Origin of the sequence: Roseivirga sp. 4D4, assembly GCF_001747095.1 — a bacterium.
Classification (GTDB): Bacteria; Bacteroidota; Bacteroidia; order Cytophagales; family Cyclobacteriaceae; genus Roseivirga.
This window is the reverse complement of sequence record NZ_MDGP01000001.1, coordinates 550,984-574,587: the sequence shown is the minus strand read 5'-3', so window position 1 is coordinate 574,587 and position 23,604 is coordinate 550,984. Positions and strand designations below refer to the sequence as shown.

General features: G+C 42.4%; 22 protein-coding genes and 1 tRNA gene. 8 read left to right on the top strand and 15 right to left on the bottom strand.

The genetic code is table 11. The annotated features are described in order from the left end of the window. Positions 1-6 precede the first annotated feature (6 nt). Complete coding sequence (gene dnaG / locus BFP97_RS02455; protein WP_069840893.1) at positions 7-1,944, bottom strand: DNA primase; 1,938 nt, start codon at positions 1,942-1,944, stop codon at positions 7-9. Between the two features lie 111 nt (positions 1,945-2,055). On the opposite strand from dnaG, the gene BFP97_RS02450 reads away from it, so the two are divergent. From BFP97_RS02450 to BFP97_RS02430, 5 genes are all read left to right on the top strand, one after another. Beyond that, positions 2,056-3,150, top strand: a complete 1,095-nt coding sequence (locus BFP97_RS02450) for an Mrp/NBP35 family ATP-binding protein (protein ID WP_069844166.1) — start codon at positions 2,056-2,058, stop codon at positions 3,148-3,150. Between the two features lie 4 nt (positions 3,151-3,154). After that, complete coding sequence (locus tag BFP97_RS02445) at positions 3,155-3,391, top strand: NifU family protein (protein ID WP_069840892.1); 237 nt, start codon at positions 3,155-3,157, stop codon at positions 3,389-3,391. 146 nt (positions 3,392-3,537) lie between these two features. Continuing rightward, positions 3,538-4,338 carry a PASTA domain-containing protein gene (locus BFP97_RS02440; RefSeq protein ID WP_069840891.1) on the top strand — a complete coding sequence of 267 codons (801 nt, stop codon included), beginning with the start codon at positions 3,538-3,540 and terminating at the stop codon, positions 4,336-4,338. Beyond that, positions 4,283-6,214, top strand: a complete 1,932-nt coding sequence (locus BFP97_RS02435) for a T9SS type A sorting domain-containing protein (RefSeq protein WP_069840890.1) — start codon at positions 4,283-4,285, stop codon at positions 6,212-6,214. Before BFP97_RS02440 ends, BFP97_RS02435 begins: the two co-directional genes overlap by 56 nt. A gap of 1 nt (position 6,215) precedes the next feature. Continuing rightward, a complete protein-coding gene (locus tag BFP97_RS02430; protein ID WP_069840889.1) occupies positions 6,216-6,512 on the top strand; it encodes a rhodanese-like domain-containing protein in 297 nt (98 codons plus the stop codon). On the opposite strand, the gene BFP97_RS02425 is transcribed toward BFP97_RS02430, so the two are convergent. The 3 genes from BFP97_RS02425 to BFP97_RS02415 are packed head-to-tail and all read right to left on the bottom strand — an operon-like array spanning position 6,509 to position 8,818. Beyond that, entirely contained in the window at positions 6,509-7,096 is a 588-nt protein-coding gene (locus BFP97_RS02425; RefSeq protein WP_069840888.1) for a class II aldolase/adducin family protein, read from the bottom strand. The genes BFP97_RS02430 and BFP97_RS02425 overlap by 4 nt on opposite strands. After that, positions 7,089-8,189 carry an S-methyl-5-thioribose-1-phosphate isomerase gene (gene mtnA / locus BFP97_RS02420; RefSeq protein ID WP_069840887.1) on the bottom strand — a complete coding sequence of 367 codons (1,101 nt, stop codon included), beginning with the start codon at positions 8,187-8,189 and terminating at the stop codon, positions 7,089-7,091. Before mtnA ends, BFP97_RS02425 begins: the two co-directional genes overlap by 8 nt. Further along, positions 8,186-8,818 (bottom strand): HAD family hydrolase, encoded by a 633-nt coding sequence (locus tag BFP97_RS02415; protein WP_069840886.1) that lies wholly within the window; start codon positions 8,816-8,818, stop codon positions 8,186-8,188. The genes mtnA and BFP97_RS02415 overlap by 4 nt, the downstream gene beginning before the upstream one ends. A 75-nt stretch (positions 8,819-8,893) precedes the next feature. On the opposite strand from BFP97_RS02415, the gene BFP97_RS02410 reads away from it, so the two are divergent. After that, positions 8,894-8,967, top strand: a tRNA-Ile gene (locus BFP97_RS02410). 175 nt (positions 8,968-9,142) lie between these two features. Here the strand turns inward: BFP97_RS02410 and BFP97_RS02405 are convergent. The 11 genes from BFP97_RS02405 to BFP97_RS02355 all read right to left on the bottom strand — a co-directional run bounded on the left by BFP97_RS02405 (position 9,143) and on the right by BFP97_RS02355 (position 20,827). Further along, the gene (locus BFP97_RS02405; RefSeq protein WP_069840885.1) at positions 9,143-9,616 is read right to left on the bottom strand and encodes a YHS domain-containing (seleno)protein; all 474 of its coding nucleotides are present in this window, start codon (positions 9,614-9,616) and stop codon (positions 9,143-9,145) included. A 32-nt stretch (positions 9,617-9,648) separates the two neighbouring features. Further along, entirely contained in the window at positions 9,649-10,005 is a 357-nt protein-coding gene (locus BFP97_RS02400) for a hypothetical protein (RefSeq protein ID WP_069840884.1), read from the bottom strand. A 14-nt stretch (positions 10,006-10,019) separates the two neighbouring features. Continuing rightward, complete coding sequence (locus BFP97_RS02395) at positions 10,020-10,373, bottom strand: hypothetical protein (protein ID WP_069840883.1); 354 nt, start codon at positions 10,371-10,373, stop codon at positions 10,020-10,022. Between the two features lie 101 nt (positions 10,374-10,474). After that, positions 10,475-11,527 (bottom strand): helix-turn-helix domain-containing protein, encoded by a 1,053-nt coding sequence (locus BFP97_RS02390; RefSeq protein ID WP_083262392.1) that lies wholly within the window; start codon positions 11,525-11,527, stop codon positions 10,475-10,477. Positions 11,528-11,642: 115 nt separating this feature from the next. Then, positions 11,643-12,023, bottom strand: coding sequence for a DUF6768 family protein (locus BFP97_RS02385; protein WP_069840881.1), 381 nt, complete (start codon positions 12,021-12,023; stop codon positions 11,643-11,645). Beyond that, the gene (locus BFP97_RS02380) at positions 12,016-12,570 is read right to left on the bottom strand and encodes an RNA polymerase sigma factor (protein WP_069840880.1); all 555 of its coding nucleotides are present in this window, start codon (positions 12,568-12,570) and stop codon (positions 12,016-12,018) included. Before BFP97_RS02380 ends, BFP97_RS02385 begins: the two co-directional genes overlap by 8 nt. A 99-nt stretch (positions 12,571-12,669) precedes the next feature. Continuing rightward, positions 12,670-16,374, bottom strand: a complete 3,705-nt coding sequence (locus tag BFP97_RS02375; RefSeq protein WP_083262391.1) for a hybrid sensor histidine kinase/response regulator — start codon at positions 16,372-16,374, stop codon at positions 12,670-12,672. A gap of 121 nt (positions 16,375-16,495) precedes the next feature. After that, positions 16,496-17,395: a 3-hydroxyacyl-CoA dehydrogenase NAD-binding domain-containing protein gene (locus tag BFP97_RS02370; protein ID WP_069844165.1), complete on the bottom strand. Its 900-nt coding sequence runs from the start codon at positions 17,393-17,395 to the stop codon at positions 16,496-16,498. 257 nt (positions 17,396-17,652) lie between these two features. Next, positions 17,653-18,705, bottom strand: coding sequence for a phosphotransferase family protein (locus tag BFP97_RS02365; RefSeq protein ID WP_069840878.1), 1,053 nt, complete (start codon positions 18,703-18,705; stop codon positions 17,653-17,655). Positions 18,706-18,750: 45 nt separating this feature from the next. Further along, positions 18,751-19,947, bottom strand: a complete 1,197-nt coding sequence (locus tag BFP97_RS02360) for an acyl-CoA dehydrogenase family protein (RefSeq protein WP_069840877.1) — start codon at positions 19,945-19,947, stop codon at positions 18,751-18,753. Positions 19,948-20,059: 112 nt separating this feature from the next. Further along, complete coding sequence (locus BFP97_RS02355; protein ID WP_069840876.1) at positions 20,060-20,827, bottom strand: glucose 1-dehydrogenase; 768 nt, start codon at positions 20,825-20,827, stop codon at positions 20,060-20,062. Between the two features lie 146 nt (positions 20,828-20,973). Between BFP97_RS02355 and BFP97_RS02350 the strand changes: the two genes are divergently transcribed. Beyond that, positions 20,974-21,948, top strand: coding sequence for a zinc-dependent alcohol dehydrogenase family protein (locus BFP97_RS02350; RefSeq protein ID WP_069844164.1), 975 nt, complete (start codon positions 20,974-20,976; stop codon positions 21,946-21,948). A 26-nt stretch (positions 21,949-21,974) separates the two neighbouring features. Continuing rightward, positions 21,975-23,264 carry a serine hydrolase domain-containing protein gene (locus BFP97_RS02345; RefSeq protein WP_069840875.1) on the top strand — a complete coding sequence of 430 codons (1,290 nt, stop codon included), beginning with the start codon at positions 21,975-21,977 and terminating at the stop codon, positions 23,262-23,264. The last annotated feature ends 340 nt before the right edge of the window (positions 23,265-23,604 follow it).

Below are 23,604 nucleotides of genomic sequence, written 5' to 3'. Positions count from 1 at the left end.
TCAAAACTACCTTGATATTACCACACCGAGTTCGGTACTTACCTCATCGAACATGGCTTTCAAATGCATCTTCATCTTGAGTAACTCGTCCTGTTCGGCAATGTTCTCGGTATCCTGAGCCTTTTTGAGTGCATCATCATTCTGTTGAATTAGCGAATTCAACTTTTTCCACTTTAGGCGAAGTACAATTTTATAGGAGGCTTCCGCCAGGTCCTCAGATTCGTGGATTATCGTGATGCGGTGCTTTTCCTGCCAGCCTTCACTGACAAAGTACTTCATCTCTAGCAAATCGATAACCAATTGACTCATAGCCGGATCTTGTGGCCCAATAAACTGGTCAGGTTCTATTTTCTTTCCTTCACTCACCAGGTTGGCTGCATGGATGAAGGTCTTCTCAATCATCTTATCCTCAAAATTCACAGATTCCGTCTCGTGTAAGACAAACTCTGCCACGCTCATTTCTTCATCGTAAGGCTCATTACCATAGTTAACGAGTAACCTAAGGCACTCCCTTTCTACGTGATATGAGGTAAGCTTTATTGCCTGTTTTGGACTGGCTACTTCCGGTTCTGGCAGTAGATCTACAGCCTGAGCTTCTGCTCTGTCACGGCTTTGTCTTTCCTTTCTTTGCTTTTGAATAAGAATCTTATTCAACTCGCTGATGAGGACCTGTTCTTCGATCTCGAGTTGATCGGCACAACTTCGGATGTATACCGATCGCTTAATACCATCGGGAATGAGAGAAATGCTCTCAATTACGTCACGGATGACTTCTACTTTTTTAACAGGATCAATTTGCTTTCCCCCATCCGTAAGGACGTTCGTTTTGAAGGTGATGAAATCCTGAGCATTGTCTTCCAGATACTGGCGAAACGCCTCAGAACTCATGCTTCTGGAAAAACTATCGGGATCTTCGCCTTCCGGGAAAACTACTGCTTTAACATCGAGGTCATTCTCTAAGATCATATCGATCCCTCGGAAGGATGCCTTAATCCCAGCACTATCACCGTCATAGAGCACCGTAATCTTTTTGGTATAGCGACTGATTAAGGTGATCTGTTCCTTGGTTAAAGAAGTCCCACTGGAAGAAACCACATTTTCGACACCTGACTGGTGAAGGGAGATTACATCCGTATAGCCCTCTACCAAGAAACATTCATCGGCATTGCGGATCGCCTGTCTGGCCTGGTGAATACCATAAACGATATTACTCTTGTGGTAAACCTCCGTTTCCGGTGAGTTAAGGTATTTAGGCGTTTTCTTATCCTTTCGGAGTGTTCTCGCTCCAAATGCAATGACTTTTCCTGCGACATTATGAATAGGGAAAATCACTCTCCCTCTAAAGCGATCGTATTTCTTTTGCTCTTTTTCTGAAGTCAGTATTAACCCGGCTTTCTCAAGCATTGCTTCCGTATGGCCTCGTTCTTTAGCCGCTTTCAGCAAGCCATCCCAAACATCCAGTGAATAGCCTAGGTCAAATTTCTTAATTATCGCTTCGGTGAAGCCTCGCTCTTTAAAATAGCTCAGACCGATCGATTTCCCTTCGTCACTCTTATGAAGGAGGTCTTGAAAATACTCACTGGCAAAGTTGAGCACGATAAAGAGGCTTTCTCTCTCATTCTGAGCTTCAATTTGTTCATCGGTAAGTGCCTCTTCCTGAATTTCAATGCCGTACTTCCCCGCCAAGTATTTTAGGGCCTCTATATAGCTGATACCCTCCACTTCCATGACAAAGGATATGGCATCACCTCCTTTTCCTGAGGAGAAGCATTTATAGATCTCTTTGGAGGGCGAAACGTAAAAAGAAGGTGTCTTTTCGTTTGTGAATGGGCTCAATGCGCGATAGTTACCTCCCACTTTTTTGAGGGTGACAAAATCACCAATAACATCGACTATATCGATGCGATTCTTGATGTCTTGGATGGTAGCGTCACTGATTGCCATTTCGGATTTCAAATATAGCGATTGGAAACACTTTTCTTGAACTAATATCTTACACAGCTGTTAATGAAAAGTAAATCGAATGCATTTTATTTGCATCTGAAATTGAAAGCAATGGAGTTGACTAAGGAGAGTGTTTTAAATGCCCTACGCCATGTAGATGATCCGGACATAAAAAAGGATCTGGTAACACTGAATATGATTCGTGATGTAGTGGTTGATGGCAACAAGCTGTCATTTACTGTGGTATTGACAACACCCGCCTGTCCACTAAAGGAAGTCATCAAGAATAACTGTCTTGATGCCATTAGTGAGCATATAAGCCCTGACGTTGAGGTAGAAATAGAAATGACCTCAGACGTAACTACTACACGTGATAATACGCCCTTGCTACCAGGGGTTAAAAACATTATTGCAGTAGCCTCCGGAAAAGGTGGAGTCGGCAAGTCAACCGTAACGGCTAACCTGGCAGTGGCATTGGCGCGTCAAGGTGCAAAAGTCGGGATCATCGATGCCGATATCTTCGGACCTTCTATGCCTACCATGTTCAATTGTGAGCATGAGCAACCGGGCATTAGAAAGGAAGGCGAGAAAAACCTGATCATTCCTATCGAGCAATATGGAGTAAAACTGATTTCTATTGGTTTCCTCACCCCTGCCGAAAATGCTGTGGTTTGGAGGGGCCCAATGGCCAGTAGTGCATTGAAACAATTTATTGGGGATACCGAATGGGGAGAACTTGACTATTTATTGATCGATCTGCCTCCAGGCACTAGTGATATTCACCTGACTATGGTACAAACCGTACCTGTGACCGGTGCAGTACTCGTTACCACTCCTCAAAAAGTAGCCCTTGCTGATGCTCAAAAAGGGCTGAATATGTTCCTACAACCTCAGATCAACGTTCCTGTGCTTGGGGTCATAGAAAATATGGCTTACTTTACACCTGAAGAACTACCTGATAACAAATACTATATCTTTGGTAGAGACGGAGGAAAGAAACTTGCTGAGAAACATGAGGTTCCTTTCCTAGGTGAAATCCCTCTGGTTCAAGGCATTAGAGAAGGTGGCGATATCGGATATCCTGCCATTATGCAAGAAGGTAAAACGGCAGATGCCTTTGTAGGTATTGCCGAAACTGTGGCGCAACAAGTAGCCATTCGAAATGCTCAAAAGGCAGAAACGAAAAAGGTTGAATTAAAAGTTTAATGATATGTTGGATAGAGTTGAGGCAGCCTTAGAAAAAATTAGGCCATTTCTGATTGCCGATGGTGGCAACGTAAAGGTATTGGAGATTACCGATGATTTAATCGTGAAACTAGAATTGGAAGGAGCATGTGGAACTTGCCCTATGTCACCCATGACCATGAAGGCAGGTGTAGAAGAAGCTCTGAAGCGAGACGTTCCAGAAATAAAGGGCGTTGAAGCGATCAACGTTGCCGAAGTTTAAAACATTCTAGGCCTTGAGAAATCGAGGCCTTTTTTATTGTCTCATTCTGCCGATAATTTGTCAGTTTTACTTAATAACTATCTTTGCCAATAACTTCTCGTACCGCATAAAATGAACAACGCCTGCGGACGTTACTTTTACTGAAGATGAGCAATAAGCCTTTTACCATTATTCGTTTCTTGAAGAACATTGGTATCATGGTAGGTATTTCGGTGGTCTTAGTACTATTCTTTTTTTACATATACCTTCCAGCCAGTACAAACCACAATGAAACTATCACAGTACCAGATCTTGTGGGTACTCCTTTTGAAAGTATCGATGAGTTTCTGACGAATAGAAATCTTCGATATGAGGTAGAAGTTGACTCTGGCTATTCGGAAAACTTTGACCCAGAAGTTATTCTAAGTCAGAACCCAAAAGGTGGTGCAAAGGTGAAGGAAGATCGAAAAATCTACTTGACACTGAATGCCAATGTCCCTCCCCAGGTAAGAATGCCTAACCTGATCAATACGGACTTGTTGAATGCTGAGGATATTTTGACCAGCAATGGACTCAAACGAGGTGAGATCACTTATGTACCCGATCTGCGTGAAAATGCGGTAATCAAACAGGAATTAGAAGGTGAAGAAATTGAGCCTGGCACGATGCTTTTCAAAGGGTCTGTCGTTGATCTTGTCATCGGGAATGGTATTGGAGTCGAAACTTTCCCTATTCCCGATTTTCTAGGAAAGACACTGGAAGAGGCAAAATTTCAGATTGAGGCAGCAGAATTACGCTTGGACATCGTTAACTACATTAAAAACGATACCGTACCACTAAATACCATCTACAAACAGCTACCTCCTTTAGGCACTGTGGTTAGAAAGAACCGCATCATTGAACTTTGGATCAATGGAGATGAGCCGCCTGAAGAAGAGGAAGAAGGAAAAGAGGACAGCGGCAATTAATTTGAAGCTCAAGGCGATCATATTATCACTCTTCTTTGTTAGCCTTTCTGCGATAGGCCAAATCGTGGAAAGACCTTTGCCTAATAAAATTAAGTCGAGTAATTCGCCAAGGTTTTCAAGCAATCAGTCCAATCAAGTTCTTGCAACCGTCAACATACCTTTTTGGGATGACTTCTCGACTAGCAGCATAATTCCCTCTGTTGAGCGATGGTCTAACTCTGATAACGTCAGAATCAGTAATGGTTTAGGTCGAAACGCTCCTACGCTTAATGTCGCTGTATTCGATGGAGTTGATGTAAATGGTGCACCTTATGATGCGAATAGCCTGATCAATGGTGCTACCGATAGCCTTGTTTCTCAATTGATAGATTTGTCCCTTTTAGGTCCCGATCAAGTTGACTCTGTTTATTTGAGTTTCTTCTGGCAGCTTAATGGTAACGGAGAAATACCCGATTCAGAAGACTCTTTGGTACTACAATTCAAAGATCCTACGGGTCAATGGCAAAACGTGTGGTCCCAAGTCGGTGGTACAGAAAATGAGTCCATTGATTTCACACAACAACTGGTTCAGGTAACATCGAATTACTTCTTCGATAGTTTTCAATTCCGTTTCCAGTCTTTTTCAAGATTGGCCGGGGCTTTTGACACATGGCTGGTCGATTATGTATACCTGAACGACTCAAGGCATGCGAATGATATTGCCTATCCCGATAGAGCGCTGACTCGAAAACCGTCATTCCTTACGGCTCCATATTCCGCCATGCCCACTGAACAGTTCTTTGCCAACCCAGGACGATATTTGGTCGAAACCAGCGCTGAGTTTTTCAACTTGAATGAGTTTTTTCAGCCTATTCAGTTCAGCACGGTTGTAAGGGAAACCTCAGGAGATACGCAAATTGAGATTCTTAATAACGAAACCATTGCAAACCCTATTCCTGATGCTTTTGAGCGAAGGATATTTACTTCACCTGTGCTAAATGCCAACCTACTAGATGCGAATGCAGATTCACTTCTTTTAGAGACAAGTTACTTCATTAGGTCGGGGGATAACTTCTTAATTGAAGCCATTAACCCAGGGATTGACACAACATTCAACCAGTCAGTTGACTATCGCTTGAATGACTCCGTTAGGGTTACAACCGTCATTGATGACTATCTGGCTTATGATGATGGCGATCCCGATTTCGCGGCTGGCATTAACCAGCGAGGCGGTCAAATTGCCTACGCATTCTTTGCTGAGCAAAGGGCGCTCTTGACTCATATCGATATCAATTTCCCATTTACACAACAAGCAGGTGAACCCATAGAGCTCTTGGTTTGGAGTGAATTGGATAATGAACCTGAGTCAGTCTTATTCCAAGACTCATATAGCGTAATCCGACCTGCAAGTATTGGCGATCTCAGGGCTTACGAATTAGACACCCCGGTTTTTGTTCAGGACACTTTCTATATCGGTTTTCAGCAAGCCACTAATGAGTTTTTGGCCGTAGGCCTAGACAAAAACAACGACACCGGGGACAAGCTCTTCTTCAATGTCAGTGGCGAATGGAGACCTAATGAGTTTGTGACGGGTAGCCTCATGATGCGACCTCGTTTTGACAAGGAAGTAGCGGCCAATTTTGTCCCAATTAATCAGGCACGAGCAGAGGCTCCTAGCGTTTACCCTAACCCTAGTGATGGCCAAATCTTCATTGCAGATTCAGAGATTGAGTCACTCAAAATTTATGATAACTGGGGCAATGAGAGTTTGTTTGAGGTGCTAGAGGCCACCGGAGGTATAATTATCGATCTGAGTAAGAACAAAAAAGGAATATATTTGCTCAAATTCTCCAAATCAGGAGATGTATTCACAAAAAGGATTATTCTAAACAACTGAAATGCAGGAAATTACAGTTCAAGAATTAAAACAAAGAGAAGCAAACAATGATGACCTAAACATCATTGACGTTCGCGAACAATGGGAATTTGAAGAAGACAATATTGGAGCACAACTATTGCCTCTCGGGGATTTACCTCATAGAATCTCAGAAATAGCGCACTTGAAAGACCAAGAGATCATTGTCCATTGTAGAAGTGGCGCACGATCGGCCAAGGCTCAGAAATATTTGACTTCGCAAGGCTTTAGTAATGTGATCAACCTGGCTGGAGGTATTCTGGCCTACAGGGAAGCTTAGGCAAACACCTCTAGAAAAGGGCGAGCTGCCTCTTCCAAGTTTTTTCCAAAGGCAATAAGTCCACCTTGATGGCCCGCCATCGCCAGCACATTCATTGATCGATTTTCATTGAACAATCGGTGAATTTCATAGGCCATTTCTGGAGTACCATAGGGTACATTTTCGTCTGTCGTTGGGATCTTATTGAGCCAAGACTCCCATTGCTGATCATGATGAATATGGATCACTGCCCTTATCTCAGCATTTGCCTCATAGATAGCTGCATGGGTTAATGATTCTGAGGATGCTTTAACAGGCCCCATACAAGTCAATCTGTTTTCCGCTATGTTGTAATCAATCACTTCTGTGTAGTATTCTGGACCCAGCTTAGGAATATGGCCTGTTTGTGTGCCTGAAATAATGAACTGATCCTTTCTTGAGAGCATACTGATGTTCCCAAAGCCAACATCATACTTATGATCATGCCCGATAAGGCCTAAATCATACATGCGATCACGCCAATGGATCAGGTCACCTAGCCCCTCGCAATTGGGAGCCTCTCCCTCCCGCCATTCAAGGCTAAATTTGATTACGCCATCATCCATCAGTACTCAATCTCTCAGGGTATAGTCTCAACAAACCTTCTTTGGAGGCTTCGCATACTCCTCTGTCTGTGATCAATCCGGTGATTAATCGGGCCGGGGTTACATCAAAACCGTAGTTGGCCGCTGGAGTTCCTTTAGGGCTTAGTTTTACCTGAGTCATCTCCCCTTTGGACCAACCCCAAATAGAAGTCACCTCTTCCCCACTCCTTTGTTCGATTGGAATTTCTTTGACGCCATCCTTTAGATCCCAATCTATGGTTGATGATGGCAGGGCAACATAAAAAGGAATCTGATTATCATGTGCAGCGAGGGCTTTCAGGTAAGTACCTATCTTATTGGCCACATCTCCATGTGCAGTGGTCCTATCCGTCCCTACAATCACCATATCCACCATACCATGTTGCATCAAATGGCCTCCGGTATTATCTACGATTAGCTTATGTGGAATTTCCTCCTGCAATAATTCAAATGCAGTAAGATTAGCACCCTGATTTCTTGGTCTTGTTTCATCTACCCAAACATGTACTGGAATCCCCTCTTGCATGGCTTGATATATGGGCGATGTGGCGGTACCCCAATCTACCGTGGCCAGCCAACCAGCGTTGCAGTGAGTCAAGATATTGATGGTGCGCTGCTCTTTCTCATACAGTTCCCTAATAATCTCCAAACCATGCTTACCTATCTGACGACAGATTTCAATATCATCTGCCTTGATCTTTTCGGCTGCTTTTAATGCCGCCTCTGCCCTTTCATTGATTGGCAAACTCAATAGTTCATCCATCACCAAATCAACCGCCCAGGCTAAATTTACAGCAGTAGGTCTAGAAGCTTTTAACAAAGATGCTGCTTCAGATAAGGCCTTGTCAGATGAATCGGCCAAACAAGCTAGGTACAGACCATAGGCAGCAGTTACACCGATCAGAGGTGCACCTCGGACAATCATATCTGATATGGCCGTAGCGGCTTCAGATGCACTACGAATCTCGTGAACTACAAACTGATGAGGCAGCACGCGCTGATCAATCACTTGGATAGTATCTCTGCTCCCTTCCTTCACCCAGATGGTGTGATAATGTTTCCCTTCAATCCTCATGGTCTATCCTTCAGCAATTCTTCAATGGATTCATGCGCTTTCAGATGATGTCCTTGCCAGCCTAAGCGCTTTGCTGTGGTTATATTTTCTTCCAAGTCATCAATAAACAAAGTCTTACTTGGGGACAGGGCTGCATCTTCCATGAGATGCTCATAAAACCCTGCATTGGGTTTACGCTCACCTACTTCATTTGAAAGAAACACCTTATCAAAATAGTTATAAAAACCCTTCTGTGGGGAAAAATGATCGGCAATGCGTAAGATCCTCTTCATATGAATCGCATTCGTATTGCTCATTAAATAGAGTCTGAATTCCTCAGCAAGCTGATCCAATAATTCAAACTTGCTTTTGGCAATTGGACCCAACATGGCATTCCAAGCCTCATCCAAGATGTCCTCTGGTCCTTTGAATTCAAGTTCTTCTCTGAGGTGAGCCCTAAAAGTAGGATCGTCAATCTCACCCACCTCATATTGTTTAAAAAAGTCCTGATGCGCCAGCTGTTTTACATCATCCAAACTCAAATCGCCAAGGCCCGCAAAAGCCTGGTAAGTTCTTTCCGTATTGAGGTCCAGGATTACGCCTCCAAGGTCAAAAACTATAGTATCAATTTTCGTGGTATCTAAGGCCATTGGAGGTTGTTTAATTAGCAGCAAATATGTAACATTGCAATCCAATTTTCAAAGGCCTTCGACAGCTTTTGAATAGGGCCTATAACTCAGTTGGTTAGAGTATCTGACTCATAATCAGAAAGTCCCTGGTTCGAGCCCAGGTGGGCCCACAAAATAATGAAACCCAGCCACTAGGTTGGGTTTTGTGTTTTAAGGCCTCTGGTTGAGATATGCCTTCGTTTTACTTCGGCAGTCAAAAAGACTTTCTTGATGAAGTATAGCAGGTTTAGCCTCGCTTATCTGCAAGGCCAAATCCTATTCTATTATCAACCAATGAAAACACTACTAGTTATAAGTAGACTTTAGCTTGCTCCAATTGTCGTTCGCCTTGGCTACTAGTTTCTTATGGTTTTTCTCATTGAGCCATAATCCCTTGGCATCAAGCTCTACATCATTTAGGTAAAGAAAGTACTTCCCGTCTTTGACAATAAATTTATTCGGATCCACTCTGAACTTGGCCCCTGCATAAGTTCCAAAAGCACAAAACCCACCATACTGAGGAAGGTATTTTGACGGGTTCTTGTCAAAGGTTGCTTTTTGCTCCGCAGAGGTAAAGTAGTAATTGATCTTTTTATAGGTCGACTTATACGCCTTGTTACCTCTTTGAGCAAGTCCAAGATCTAGATAAGAAACAGGACTGTATCCCTGAAGGGCAATATTACTGTTGTCAATATTGTTGGCCTTTTTGTCTTGTGCCTGTATTGCTGTACCACCTAGTAGTAAAAACAGGACGGTGAAAATTTTAATTGAATTTTTCATTTTATCAGTTATTAATTATTGATTATCAGATTTTAAGACGCGACTGGTTCTGGCTTATGTAGACTGACTACAGTCAGTACAGCTGCTCCATTTACCCAGTAATAGATGGCGTCAATTCCTTCAAAAGCGAAGATGAATGGTGCAACGACAAACACTACTCCGACTAAGAAATCGACAATAAGATGTCCATTGTAAGAGATCAAAGGGTATAGCCCTAAGTGATGGTCTGTTAACACCGTCAGAATGAATGCTGCCACGCCAGTGGCCACAGAGAGCTGGAGCGCCAATGGGCTAGAATCTCCCAAACTCAATAGGAATGGAAGGCCCATTAAGGCAATTGCTACAGGATAATCTAAAAACGCATGGATTCTTTTTGTTACAAACTTCATAGTCCAGGTGTTTTTTACTGTGCGTTGAAATACTCTTCGTGTACTACAAGTCCATCATCACTCCATACTCTTCGAATGATCTCATGCCAGAAAATTGAGCTGCCATCTTTCATGTCGAAATCGAAAGTAAACTCAGAAGCCGTAGCTTTATCGCTTGTCATAGTACGGTGATGTGTGATGCCGTTTACTTTAGCGATGCTGCCCAGGAAGCCTTCCATTTTTCCGATCATTTCAGCTTTGTTAGACATAACTGTCTTGCCATAATCAGATGAGGTAGCATGCTCCGAAAAGAATTCTTTTACGGCATTTACGATGTCCCCTTGAGACACCATGCCGTCCATTTTTTGTACTTGGTCTTTGATATTCATTGCATTAATGTTTTAAAAACTTATGCAACAAAGGTGGCCGGTCAGCCCGAACTGATTAGTACAAAAAAGACGCTATAACTGGTACTTTTTGAGAAAGGTTGTTAGGAATATGATGTGACTTTCATTTTGAACTCCGTTGGCGAGAGTCCAGTATATCTTTTAAAAAAACTAGAAAAATGATTGGGCTCTTCAAATCGCAATTGACGAGATATTTCAGAGATGGATTCCGATTCGGCCAGCATCTTTTGAGCCGTTAAAATCATCTCTTGACGGATTAACTGACCCAATGAGGCATTCATTTTGGATCTCACTTTTTTTGAAAGGCCCTTAACCGACATATGCATTTTGTCTGCATAGAAGTCTAATGTCTGCTTATCCTGATGATATGTTTTAATGATGCTTAGTAAGTCCTGTACGAATAAATCACGTTGGAGACCATAGATCTCTCTGAAGTCCTTCGGGTTTTGCCCGGTTACTTTTTTGAAGATTCGATTAAAGTAAGAGGGATCTTTAAAGCCCATATCATAAGCAACCTCCTGAACATTCTTCTCTGTAAAGGCCAACTCTTTTTTACTTTCCAACAAGAGTTTATTGGACAGTAACTTTTTTATGGAAAAGCCGACCTTGTCTTTGACGAGTTCCTGAGCAACGTTTCCATTGATGTTAATAAGGTCGGCTACGTCATTATGCGTCAAGTGATTTTGGAACTCCTGATCTATTACTTCCTTGATATCAAAAATAATGTGGTACTCTTCTTTACTGGCCTGAAATGGGTTTTGCCAAAACCATTGCTTGGAGGAGACATCTATTATGCTGGCGTTTTCTTTGTTGAATACAGTATTCGACAGATACCGCTGGCAATCTTGACATTCCTGAAAATTGATATAGCCTAAGGACACGAGATGTTTAAAGAGCACCCTGACTTCTTTGTCCTGAAACAGCTGCTCATCTTCGAATTCTATCTTCCGGATTACAAAATTGGTAGAAAGAAATTTGATGTACTGCCCCTTTTCAAGATAGATAAGCTTGTCCTTCCAGTCTGTATAGTTTTTGAAATCGACTTGGATACTCCCACTCCCCTCCAAAATATGGAATAAGGAGTTTCTTTTTACAAAGTAAACTTTGTCCGGTTCGGGGATGAACTTGGCTATCAATTTGATTTCAGTCTAAACTCACCTAAATATAATCACCTAATCAAAGTGACTTATGTAATGTATAAGACACTCTTCTGAAGGTTTACAGACTCCAATGACCTGAGAATATAGCCTGTTACTCTTTTCCTTTAAGCAGGGACACTTGATATTCAAGTCTCTTAATTTCACGCATAAGGGCATTTTTATCCATTTGGTTCCAACTCCAAAGTTTCATCATCATCATTGCCATAAAACCGATGAGCGAGTAAAACATCCACTCGACTTTCTCCATCATAACTTCAGCATTCAGCATATTAGTAAACGTATAGATGGCCACAGCAAAAATCACCAGATTCATAAAGACCATCAGCACGTTCATCCATTTGTTTCGTCCTTTAAAAAGACTCAATATTTGACCAGGGATATTCTGTTCTCCCATTTCATCGAAGTATGCGGCTTCCTCTTTAGAAAGTGCCTGATGTATCAAATCGTCAATCTCTTTGTCTGATTTATTCATGATTCATTTCTTTTAGTTTTTCTTTCAATTCCTTTCGTGCGTAAAAGAGTCTAGACTTCACGGTGCCTTCTGGTAGGTCCAATTGCTTTGCAATCAACTTTACTGAATGCTTTTCCAAATAGAATAGTCTTAACATTTCCTGATGCAATACGGGTAAGGATCGTATGCACAGTAACAGCTGATGGATAACCTTCTCTTGCTCATTGTCACTTTGGTCGGACACCTCCAATGAGTGGCGTCTTTCTTCGACCACTTGTCTATCTCTTTGAAGTTTTCTGATCGCGTCTGCAGACCTTCTTTGAACGATTCTATAGGCCCAAAACCTGAACATTGCAGGGTCCTGAAGCTTATGTAGGCTCTTGAAGATGGACATCCAGCTCTCCTGAGCAATCTCATAGGCCTGATCTTGATCTTTCAAGAAGTTAAACGCCCAGCTTAGAAGTTTCGGTTGCCAGCGCTTCCACAAGAGGCCAATGGCTTCCTGATCTTTCTCCTGACATCGGATCACGAGTAATTCATCGAATATCTGGTCTGAACTGCGTCCCATTGAACTTCACTAAGGAGTCTTAAAAAAGACTCGAAGGTTCAATGAAATTAGAAATATTTTGAATTGACATGATTGGACAGCAAAAAAGAGATGGGTCTCTTAGGCCTCAACCTTTTCATTGCCCTCTAAAAAGGAATTCACTGTATCGATCAACTTCTTATAGCTCACGGGCTTAGTGAGATACTCATCCATACCGGCTTCCATACATTTCTCACGTTCCCCAGCCATGGCAGCCGCGGTTAAGGCAATAATTGGAATATTCGCTTTCCTTCCTTCCATTGCCCTAATCTGCCGTGTGGCCTCGTAACCATCCATGATCGGCATTTGTAAATCCATAATAATCAGATCGAAATGGTGATCTTTAAACTTCTGAATTGCCTCCTCCCCATTCTCAACACAGGTGACTTTCATCCCTTTATTACCCAACATCTTCAAGGCTACTTTCTGATTGGTTGGGTTATCTTCCACTACCAATATTCTGGCTTTTGAGAGTACCGGTCTCTTAACTGATTTTTCTTTCCCCTTTTTTCTTAAAGGCTGTTCCTCACTTATGTACTCTTTAGACTTAACGTAGAATTTAAATATGGATCCTTTACCCACCTTACTTTCAACCCAAAGGTCTCCTCCCATCTTTGTCACCAATTCCTTACTAATACTCAGTCCCAAACCAGTGCCACCGTATTTTCTAGTGTTACTGGTATCAGTCTGAACAAACCGATCGAAGATTGTTTCCTGAGCCTCTTCGGGAATACCTATACCCGTGTCGGTCACGGTAAACCATATCTCCATTTCACCTTCATCCTCAGATAATGCCTCTGCAAAAATTGACACTCCACCTTCATGGGTGAATTTTATGGCATTTGACAACAGGTTAGTCAATACTTGACGCACATATCTTTCATCGCCCAAAACTAAAGGCGGCACATCTGGTAATACCCAATACTTAACAGTGATGTCCTTCTTTTTGGCAGGTATTGAAAATGTAGCAACAATATCGTTAAGTAGATCTTTAACACTATATGGCTCGCAGGACAGTTCTATCTTGCCAGACTCAATTCTCGTGATATCCAGAATATCATCTACAATAAGTTTGAGTGAGGTAGCAGAACTAGAAATAGTCCTTAATATGTCCTTTTGCTCTTCATCCAAATTGTTGTCCAGTGAATACTCAGTAAGCCCTATGATTCCATTCAATGGCGTTCTTATTTCATGGCTCATGTTGGCCAGAAACTTATTTTTGATTGTGTTTGCGTCTTCAGCAACCACCAGTGCTTGAACTAAAGCCTCCTCAACTTCTTGCCTTTGGTTAATTTCTCTTCTTAACTCTGAAGAACGGGCGTTAACCATAGATTCAAGTTCCTGTCGCTTCCGTACAGCTCGCTTCTCTCGGAGCCAGAGCAATAAAAATATTACGCCTAAGCCTGCGACTACAATGAGTGATCTAAACCAGAAGGTCTGGTAATAGTGCGGTTCTACAATAATTGTTAATCTGGTTTCTTCTGACCACTCTGGCGAGAGCCTACCTTTTGACTGAAAAACAAAGTCAAATGACCTATCGGCTGGAATGTTTTGATAGGTCGCTTTACCGGTATTCTTTACTTCCGTCCAATGTTGATCATGCCCCTCAAGCTTATACCGATAGACTACATCATCGGGTCTCAAATAATCCAAAGCAGAGAAATTAAGTGTAAAGTCATTTTGCTCACAATTGAGCCTGAGTGACTTCAACAAAGAGATGTCTGTGACCTCTCCATCACTGTTTTTTGGAGCAAATGGCTCACCATTAACAGAAAGACCAATGAAAGTGGGTCTATGAGAAACTTGATAATCTATGATGTCTTCCGGACTAAATGTCGTTACTCCACTCAATCCTCCCATAAGAATTTCACCATTGGAGGTTATGGAACTCGCCTTTGCAGAAAATTGATTGCCTTGGAGCCCATCTGAAATGTCATAATTCCTAATAGCGAAACTGTCAAGTTTACTATCGACCTGAAACAGTTTACTGGCACCACTATTCGTTGAAAGCCATAGATCACCATGAGTATCCTCAATTATGGATCGAATATCATTAGAAGCAAGACCACGCTCTTTATTGAGCTGATGCAATACTAATCCTTCATTATCAATGGCTAAAACTCCATCTTGTTGTGTCCCCAACCAAATACGATTTTGGGTATCCCGAAAAATCATATTTATAGGTATTTCTGTAGACATGCCCTCTTCCAGGTTGGTCAATTCCATTTTGATGAGTGCACCGTCTTCAAAATTATAGAGTCCCTTATCAGTAGCAACTAATATTTGATCCTCGAATTTCTTGATATCGCTTATTTTCGGGTAACCGGAAAAGCTCAGTTCTTCACCAAAAAATGGTACCTCACTAAGCACACGATTTACACTTGAATACACCTTGACACCCTGAGTGGCTGTGCCGAGCCACAAATTGTCTTCTTCATCAGCCATTACAGAGAGAATCTCCAAACCCTTTAACTGCTCAGGCATCACGTAATTAAATGACTTACCTTCTCCAGTCCATTTCACCAGTCCATCGTCAGTACCCAACCAGAGGTAGTTGGCACTACACTGTGCAATGGACAAAACCTCACCCGCCCGCTGACTAATATCCTTGCTGAATGGATAATGCTTGAAGGTTTTAGAGACTGCATTATATCGAGAGATCCCTTTCCTGGAACCAATCCAATTATCTCCTGACTTTGAGGAAACGATGGAAAAAACATTATAATCCATCAAGTCAGTCTCAGTTCCTTGCTCATCAGACTGACCTATATAACCAAACAAATTATCTGCTTTATGAAAATAGTTGATTCCCGAATTTGGGGTTGTTATCCAAACCGATCCCATTTCATCCTGATAAACCTCACGGATCACTCTATCGGAAAGTGAAAATCCATTGTCGAAATCATACTGGTAAGAGGCTACCGAATTGTCTTTGAGACTGAGCACATTGATGCCATCCATGGTTGACACCCAAATCTTATCTTGGTCAATCAGCGACACATCATTTACGAAGTCATTGTTCAATGTGTATTGTCTGCTGCTTGTTGAAAATAAATCAACTTTATTTTCAACGGCATTGTATCTGATCAATCCATCTCCCCTTGAACCCATCCACAAGCTGTTTTCAATAGCCAAAAGGCTGGTGATTTCAGACCTATCACCAATACCGGCATTCGAGAGCCTCTTTCCCCTGAGTTCATACAAGCCTTCTGACGTACCTGCCCATAAATTAGTTTGATAGAACTCAAGATCGTTTAGCTTCAACCTGTTTCCCCGAACACCTTCAGCTACAATGACCGAGGTTAGTTCCAAAGAAACCCCATCCAGAACAACCAGTTTGTCATTATTGATAAGCCATATATCTCCCTCTTGATCCTCAACTATGTCGTAAATGGTATTGATAGTTTTTCCAAGCCCATCGGAGTCCAACGCGAGTCGACTGAAAGTTTTCGTGTCTCGATTATAAAGATTTAAGCCATCGCGAGTACCCACCCAAAGCCGCTTGCGGCTGTCTTCAAACAGCACTGTAACATGATCATTGCTGAGGGTGGAGGTATCCGTACGGTCATTTCTATAGATGTCAAACTCAGAGTAGTCCGTCATTCTGTTAAGCCCCTCTTCTGTACCGAACCAGAGAAATCCTTTATAATCCTGTAGGGAAACAGTGGTTTTGTCGCTTGACAAGCCGTAATCCGCGAAAAGTTGATAGAAAAATGGACTAGCCGATTGGGCTGAAATGCTTAAACAAGAACAGCATAGCATTATACTGAGTAGTAGTAGTCTCATGTTCGTGGTCCAGGTGAAGAAGCAAATTAGTATAAATGTGCCTTAAAAAAAAATTACAACTACCTGATTAACAGAGATTACAAACCTTGAAGGGTTAGAAACCCACAAAATGTAAAGTTCGTCAAATACCTTTGATAAAGCTCTCTTTTTTAAATGCTGGATCTGGGTACTTATAGAAACCCTCTCCGGTTTTCACACCCAGCTTACCGGCATCCACATATGTTTTGAGCAATGCAGCAAAAGCTTGACTCTTTTTATCCGGTTGACTGCTGGTAATATGCCATGCTGTATCTAAGCCCACAGTATCTAAAACACCAAAAGGTCCCATATCCATTTTGAAATTGCCCATCCAACTTCGATCAATATCTTCTATACTACCCACATCCATTGTTTTTAAGGCCCCAGCCGCGCCAATCAAGGCCATAAGCATATAGTTAAAAATGTAACCCGGGTTTTCCTTTTTGACGAATACTGGTGTCTGCCAAAGCTTCTCTCCCATTTGGAAGAGTAAGTCTGGAATCCAGGAAGCAGTAGTTTGATGGGGCATAATATCGACTACATTGGCATAAAAGACATCATGGAAATGGAAATTGCAGAACCGTTCTGTCCTGCCTGTAGCGTCTGCCAGATCAGAAGGTAATAGGTACGAAGTGTTAGAGGTAAACAGTGTCTTATCTGGACAAAGTTTTCCAAACTGCTCCCATACCTTCTTCTTCAGTTCGAGGTTTTCGGTGACAGATTCGTTTAAGAAATCAGCATTGTCAGCAGCATCATTTGCATTAGTTGTGAAAGTCAAACGCTGTTTTGCGGCTTCTGCCTCTTTTTCGGAAAGCTTTTCATTCCTAACAAGCATCTTCAGAATGCTCTCTTGGATTTTAATCGCAGAATCAAAAGTGGATTCATCAATGTCATAAATCGTGGTTTCGAAACCACTGATTGCTGATTGTAAACCTACTCTCAAGCCTAGCGTGCCTGCACCCAGAATGAGTACTTTGTTGATGTCTTCAATTTTCAATTCCATAATTTCATATTTAACCACCTCGGCCTTCGGCCACTCCTCCTTACAAGGAGGAGACTATTAGTTCACAAAATTTTAGTCCTCCACTTTTCAAGGGGAGGTGCCCGCAGGGCGGTGGGGTTGTCAATTTTACTCTTCTCATTGCCTTAATCATTCCGAACCCTCTCAAATAGATCCTGAAACAAGTTCAGGATGACGTCTTATTTTCATATCACCTCAACCTCTGGCCACTCCTCCTTACAAGGAGGAGACTTTTAAAGTCAAATCTTATCTTTCTCTATCGCCTTTGCCGCATTAACCCCACAGGCTTTTACAGCATATATGAGGTTGGCAAAACGAGCGTCTTGTGTTAATCCTTTCTTATATCGAGCGTATATCTGCTGAATAATGACACCGATCTTAAAGGCCCCAAAGGCGTAATAGTACACTAAGTTTTTTAGATCGAAACCTGTTCTTTCTCCATAGCGATCGGCAAACTGAGCCCGATTTAAATTACCGGGTAGCCAGGTAAGACTGAACGGTTTCAAGGCTTCCGAATCGTCAGCCTGAGCCCAATAAGCAAGTGAAGTCCCCAAATCCATCAATGGATTACCTACGGTGGACATTTCCCAGTCCAACACGGCAGTAATCTCACTTAAGTTATCTGGGTTGAGTACGAGGTTATCATACTTGTAGTCATTGTGTATAAAACTGACGTGCTCCTGTTTTGGCAAGTGCTCTTCCAACCATTTCGTGACAGCATTCATTGATCCCAGCTCGTCAGTCTCGGCTTTATGATAGCGTCTAATCCATCCTTCTACCTGCCGTTGCGTATAACCCTCGGGTTTACCGAAGCTGTTGAGGCCAGAAGTCTCAATGTCCATTGTATGCAATGCCGCTAGGTTGTCAATGCAAGCTTCTGAAATAGATTTCATCAAGTCGGGACTGAGGTTAATGTCCTTCGGGGGTCTTCCTCTAAGAATAACACCCTTTACGCGCTCCATCATATAGAATTCAGAACCTAGTACAGACTCATCATTACAGAACAATACGGGTGAAGGAACTTTCGGGTAAACTGGTTTCAACAAGGACAATACCTTGAATTCCCTACTCATGTCGTGTCCACCTTTGATATTGGCACCGAACGGAGGTCTTCTTAAGACATATTCTCTATTGCCCGATTTCAGCAGATAGGTGAGATTAGAAAAGCCACTAGGGAATTGAGACACCGCTATTTCTCCTGAAAATTCTGGCAGGTTATCCGATAGAAAGGCCTTAAGTCTATCAAGGTCTAACTCCTCTCCTTTTCGTATGTCTTTGGGTTGGTCAATCATTTAATAAGTCTCTAGCAGTAAGGATCAAGGTTGAAGAGGTTCATTTTATAATCCATACTCTTTTAGTATGCTCCGAGCCAGACTGGATTTATGTACTTCATCAGGTCCATCATATATTCTTGCCCCTCGTTCATGCCTATACCAAAACGAAAGCAGAGTATCATCTGTAATTCCAAGAGCACCGTGTACTTGTACCGCTCTGTCCAAAACTTTCATCAAGACATCAGCCACGTAGAACTTGATGGTCGATATTTCTATTCTGGCAGCTTTACTTCCTTCGGCATCCATTTTCTGTGCAGCATGAAGCACCATATATCTAGATGCATTGATCTCAGCGCGACTTTCTGCTATCCAGTTCTGTATCGTCTGCTGATGACCCAGTTTTTTACCTTCTCTGAGTTCTCTACTAGCAGCTCTTTGGCACATCATATCAAAAGCTCGTTCGCATATCCCAATCCAGCGCATGCAGTGGTGGATTCTTCCAGGACCAAGGCGCTGCTGTGCTAGCATAAAGCCCTCGCCCATTTTACCGATCAAATTAGCCTTCGGCACACGGCAATTATTAAACCTTACTTCGGAGTGACTTAGGTAGCCACCTCCTTCATCTCCCATGATAGAGATATTCCTTACATTTTCGAACCGAGGATTATCCAGCGGCACGACAATCATGCTCGCGCGCTCATAGGGGCTTGCATCAGGATTAGTGACGGCCATTACAATGGTAAAGGCAGCACCATCAGCAGCTGTAGTAAACCATTTGTGCCCATTGATTACATACTCATCCCCCTCCAACACTGCCGTAGTGCCTAGGTTCACGGGGTTGGATCCAGCAAATTCAGGCTCGGTCATGGCAAAGCAACTTCTGATATCTCCGTTGATTAGCGGCTGTAGATATTGAGCCTTTAATTCATCAGAAGCAAACTGATGCATCAGTTCAATATTACCTATATCAGGGGCTTGGCAATTGAGCACATAGTGGCCGAGTGGTGTTCCTCCCAAAAGCTCAGAGATTTGACCAAACTCCGTCATGCTCAGCCCAAGTCCTCCTTCTTTTTCAGAAAGATATGGTGTCCATAGTCCCAAGGATTTAGCCTTATTCCTGAGCTCATCCAGCTGATGTTTGGTTTCGCTCCAAGCACCATGAATCATTTGTAACTCCAATGGACATACATCCTCTTCTATAAAGGTCTTCACCTTCGGGTAAAGTGCTTTGAGTTTATCTGTAGCAAATAGGTTGGTCATTGGTTATTGGTCAGTAGTCAATAGTATTAGTGATTGGTTAATCAGAAATCAGGGTGTTAAAATTACTAGGCAGTGTATCCAAATTTTTTAATTCTACATTCTTCATTCAACATTAGATAGTATACCCCCCATCAGCGGTAATCGATGCACCCGTTACAAACTTAGAGGCGTCACATGCTAAGAAGAGCGCCAATCCTGCAATATCTTCTGGTTGTGCGAGCATTGGTAATGCCTGCTTCATCATCACCATTTTCAAAATCTTATCGTTCGAGGTCAGTACCTCACTGAATTTCGTTTCTATTAATCCAGGGCAAATCGCATTGGCTCGAATATTATCCGGACCCCATTCTCTTGCGAGGACCTTGGTTAACTGAATCATTGCTGCCTTACTCACCGAGTAAAGCCCCAAACCTTGTCCAGGAGTTATCCCTTCAATGCTACTAATATTTACCACAGATCCTCCACCTCTTGATTTCATAGAATCATAAGCATACTTGGCAAGGTTCAGCGGCCCTTTGACGTTCACATCCATGATCTTATCAAACGCATCGTCTCCGGCATCTTGCACTGGACCGAACACGGGATTTGCAGCAGCATTATTCACAATAATGTCAATACCTCCATAGGTGGCAATGGTCTGTTCAGCTAATGCTTTCACTTGAGTATCATCGCCCATGTGACAAGGAATTCCTATTGCTTTTAGACCAGCAGCGATAAACTCATCTGCTACCGCAGTAACAGCATCCAACTTCCGACTGGAAACAACCACTTCAGCTCCCTGTTGGGCAAGCGCCTGAGCGATATACTTGCCAATTCCCTTACTGGCTCCCGTTACAATGGCCACCTTGCCATCCAACCTAAAATTCTCTGCGATCTGCATGGATTAATGATTTTTATCTGCGTCAATGAAAGATAAATAATTAACTTGTTATGCTTGACGAGTATCACGTATTTCTCGTCTCAAACACCACCTCGCCTTTCAGGCACTCCTCCTCAAGGAGGAGAGTGATAGAAAAAATAATAAATATGAAAGCTGTACAATTTGAATCCCTAGGGAAGCCAACGGACGTTCTTCAAGTCGTTGACATTGCCATTCCAGAACCTGCTCCCGGAGAAATCCGAATCAAAGTAACCAAAGCCAATATCATTCCTGCCGATATCATGTTCATTCAGGGCATGTATGGCATTAGGCCTCAAATTCCACAAATCGGTGGCTTTGAAGGTACTGGAACGATCGATGCTTGTGGCGAAGGTGTAGATATGCCGGTTGGCAGTGGAGTTATTTTCACAGCCCTTGGATGTTGGGCAGAGTATGTATGTGTAGCCGCCAATAGCATCATTCCGAAACCTCCTACCATGTCTGATGATGTAGCATGCCAGGCCTTCGTCAATCCTTTAACAGCCTACGGAATGCTGATTGAGGCAGACTTGGAAGAGGGTGATTGGTTGATGTTGACAGCAGCAGCTTCGGCCTTTAGTAAATTTGTGATCCAAATTGCCGCAAACCGGGGAATCAATGTAATTGGAACGGTTAGAAGTGACGACCAAAAGCAGGCACTTTTAGACTTGGGCGCAGCAGCAATCATCAACGAAAAAACTGAGAATATCTACAAAGCTGTAAAGGCAGCCACAGGCGGAGCTATGGTTGGTGCTGCCTTCGATGCTGTAGGTGGTGAATTAGGAGATAAAGTGCTCAATGCGCTTCAACCGGGTGGGAAACTACTCGTCTATGGTCTATTGAGTCTACAACCCATACCTCTCAACAGCGGTCTTCTTATCTTCAAAAACCTGACAGTAAAAGGATTCTGGTTAACCACATGGTTTACGGGATTGTCTGGTGACGAAAGAAGAAGCATAGTACCAAAAATATTAGGAATGCTCACCGAGCAGTCTCTTAAGGCTGATGTAGAAGCACATTACTCACTAGACGAAATTCACAAGGCCATTGAACATATGGAAAGCCCAGGCCGAAAAGGAAAAATACTTCTCAACATCTCATAAGCTCTTTAGCCTCTAAAACTCAAACCATGAAAACTAGATTAACACTCGCCTTTTTGCTCCTTTTTAGCGTTGCAGTATTTGCTCAAAATGGGGCGACACTCACTAAAGGTCAGCCTGCCTCAGTTGGCATGTCTTCCGATGCTTTAGACAAGATCGATCAGCACGTGCAAGCCTATATGGATAAAAACAAGCTGCCAGGTGGATCATTTATGGTAGCCAAAGAAGGAAAAGTCATTTATAACAAAAGCTTCGGCTTTCGGAGCTCCAAAAACAAACAGGCCTATGGCGAAGGAGATATTTGGAGACTAGCATCAATGACTAAGGCTGTTACTGCGGTTTCTATTATGCAGCTCTATGAGCAAGGTAAAATTGGCTTGGACGACCCTGTTCACAAATACATTCCAGCTTTTAAGGATCAGGTAGTGCTAGACGAATTCAACGAGGCAGACTCTAGTTACACCACTGTACCTGTGGAAAAAGATGTCACTGTCAGAAATCTGCTGACGCATACCTCAGGTATTGTATACGGTAGCTTTAACCCAGGTAAATTGATGGCGGTCTATCAGAAGTTCGATATGAACGTTGGTTTCTCGCATGAGACCTGGACAACTGAGGAGTGGATTAATCGATTGGCTAAAGTACCATTGGCACACCAGCCAGGAGAAAGATTCTCTTATGGTCTGAACATGGATGTACTCGGTAGAATTATTGAAGTTGTATCAGGGACAACCTTAGATAAATACTTCAAAGCCAATATTTTCGATCCATTGGGAATGAAAGACACCTACTTCTACCTGCCGGAAAGCAAGTTTGATCGATTAGTTGGTGTTTATGCCAATCTTGGAGACCGATGGATGACCGTAGAAGAAATGGGCAGGACCCAGGGCACTGACTACCCCAAAAAAGGCCCTCGAAATATTTTTGCTGGTGGTGCAGGTCTTTCCTCAACTATGATGGACTATGCAATTTTCATCAATACCCTGGTCTCTGGTGGTGGAGATATTCTTGGTGCAGATGCGCTGGCAGAAATGAGCAGAGACCAAATGCCAGATGTTATTAATGATTACAAGCCCGACAGATATCAGATGATCGGAAGTGCTTTTGCATTGGGTTTTACGGTTTATCTTGACTCACCGACCAAAAGAAGTCCGAAAAGCCCAGGCACCTATGAGTGGGGTGGTTACTTTAATACCAAGTTCTTCATCGACCCTCAGGAGCAGATGATCTTTGTAGGCATGACTCAGATAGCCGGCTTCAATGACAATACCTTCTGGGAAGACATGTACAAGCTCATCTACGAATCAATAGAAGATTAATATTTGGATAAACGGGTAAGCAATATATATTCAGTACAGAACCTATATTTACGTGGCTCAAATATTTTTTTAATATTTTTTTAATATCCTAATTAACTGAAAAACAGACTGTTGTATCGTCATAAAATTTCCTTCTTTGCTTTCTCCAAAACTTAATCTTTGGAATTACGAAAACCTTTTTAATACATTTGCAGCACAGAAAAACGAAATGACAAAAAGTTATCTACATAGCGAATTTACAGCACCAGCTCTACTGCTGGATAGCCAAAATTCAATTGTATCCCGGTTCGGGGAAAGTTAATTTTCAGATGAAGAAATTGACAACCCGAGCCATATGGTT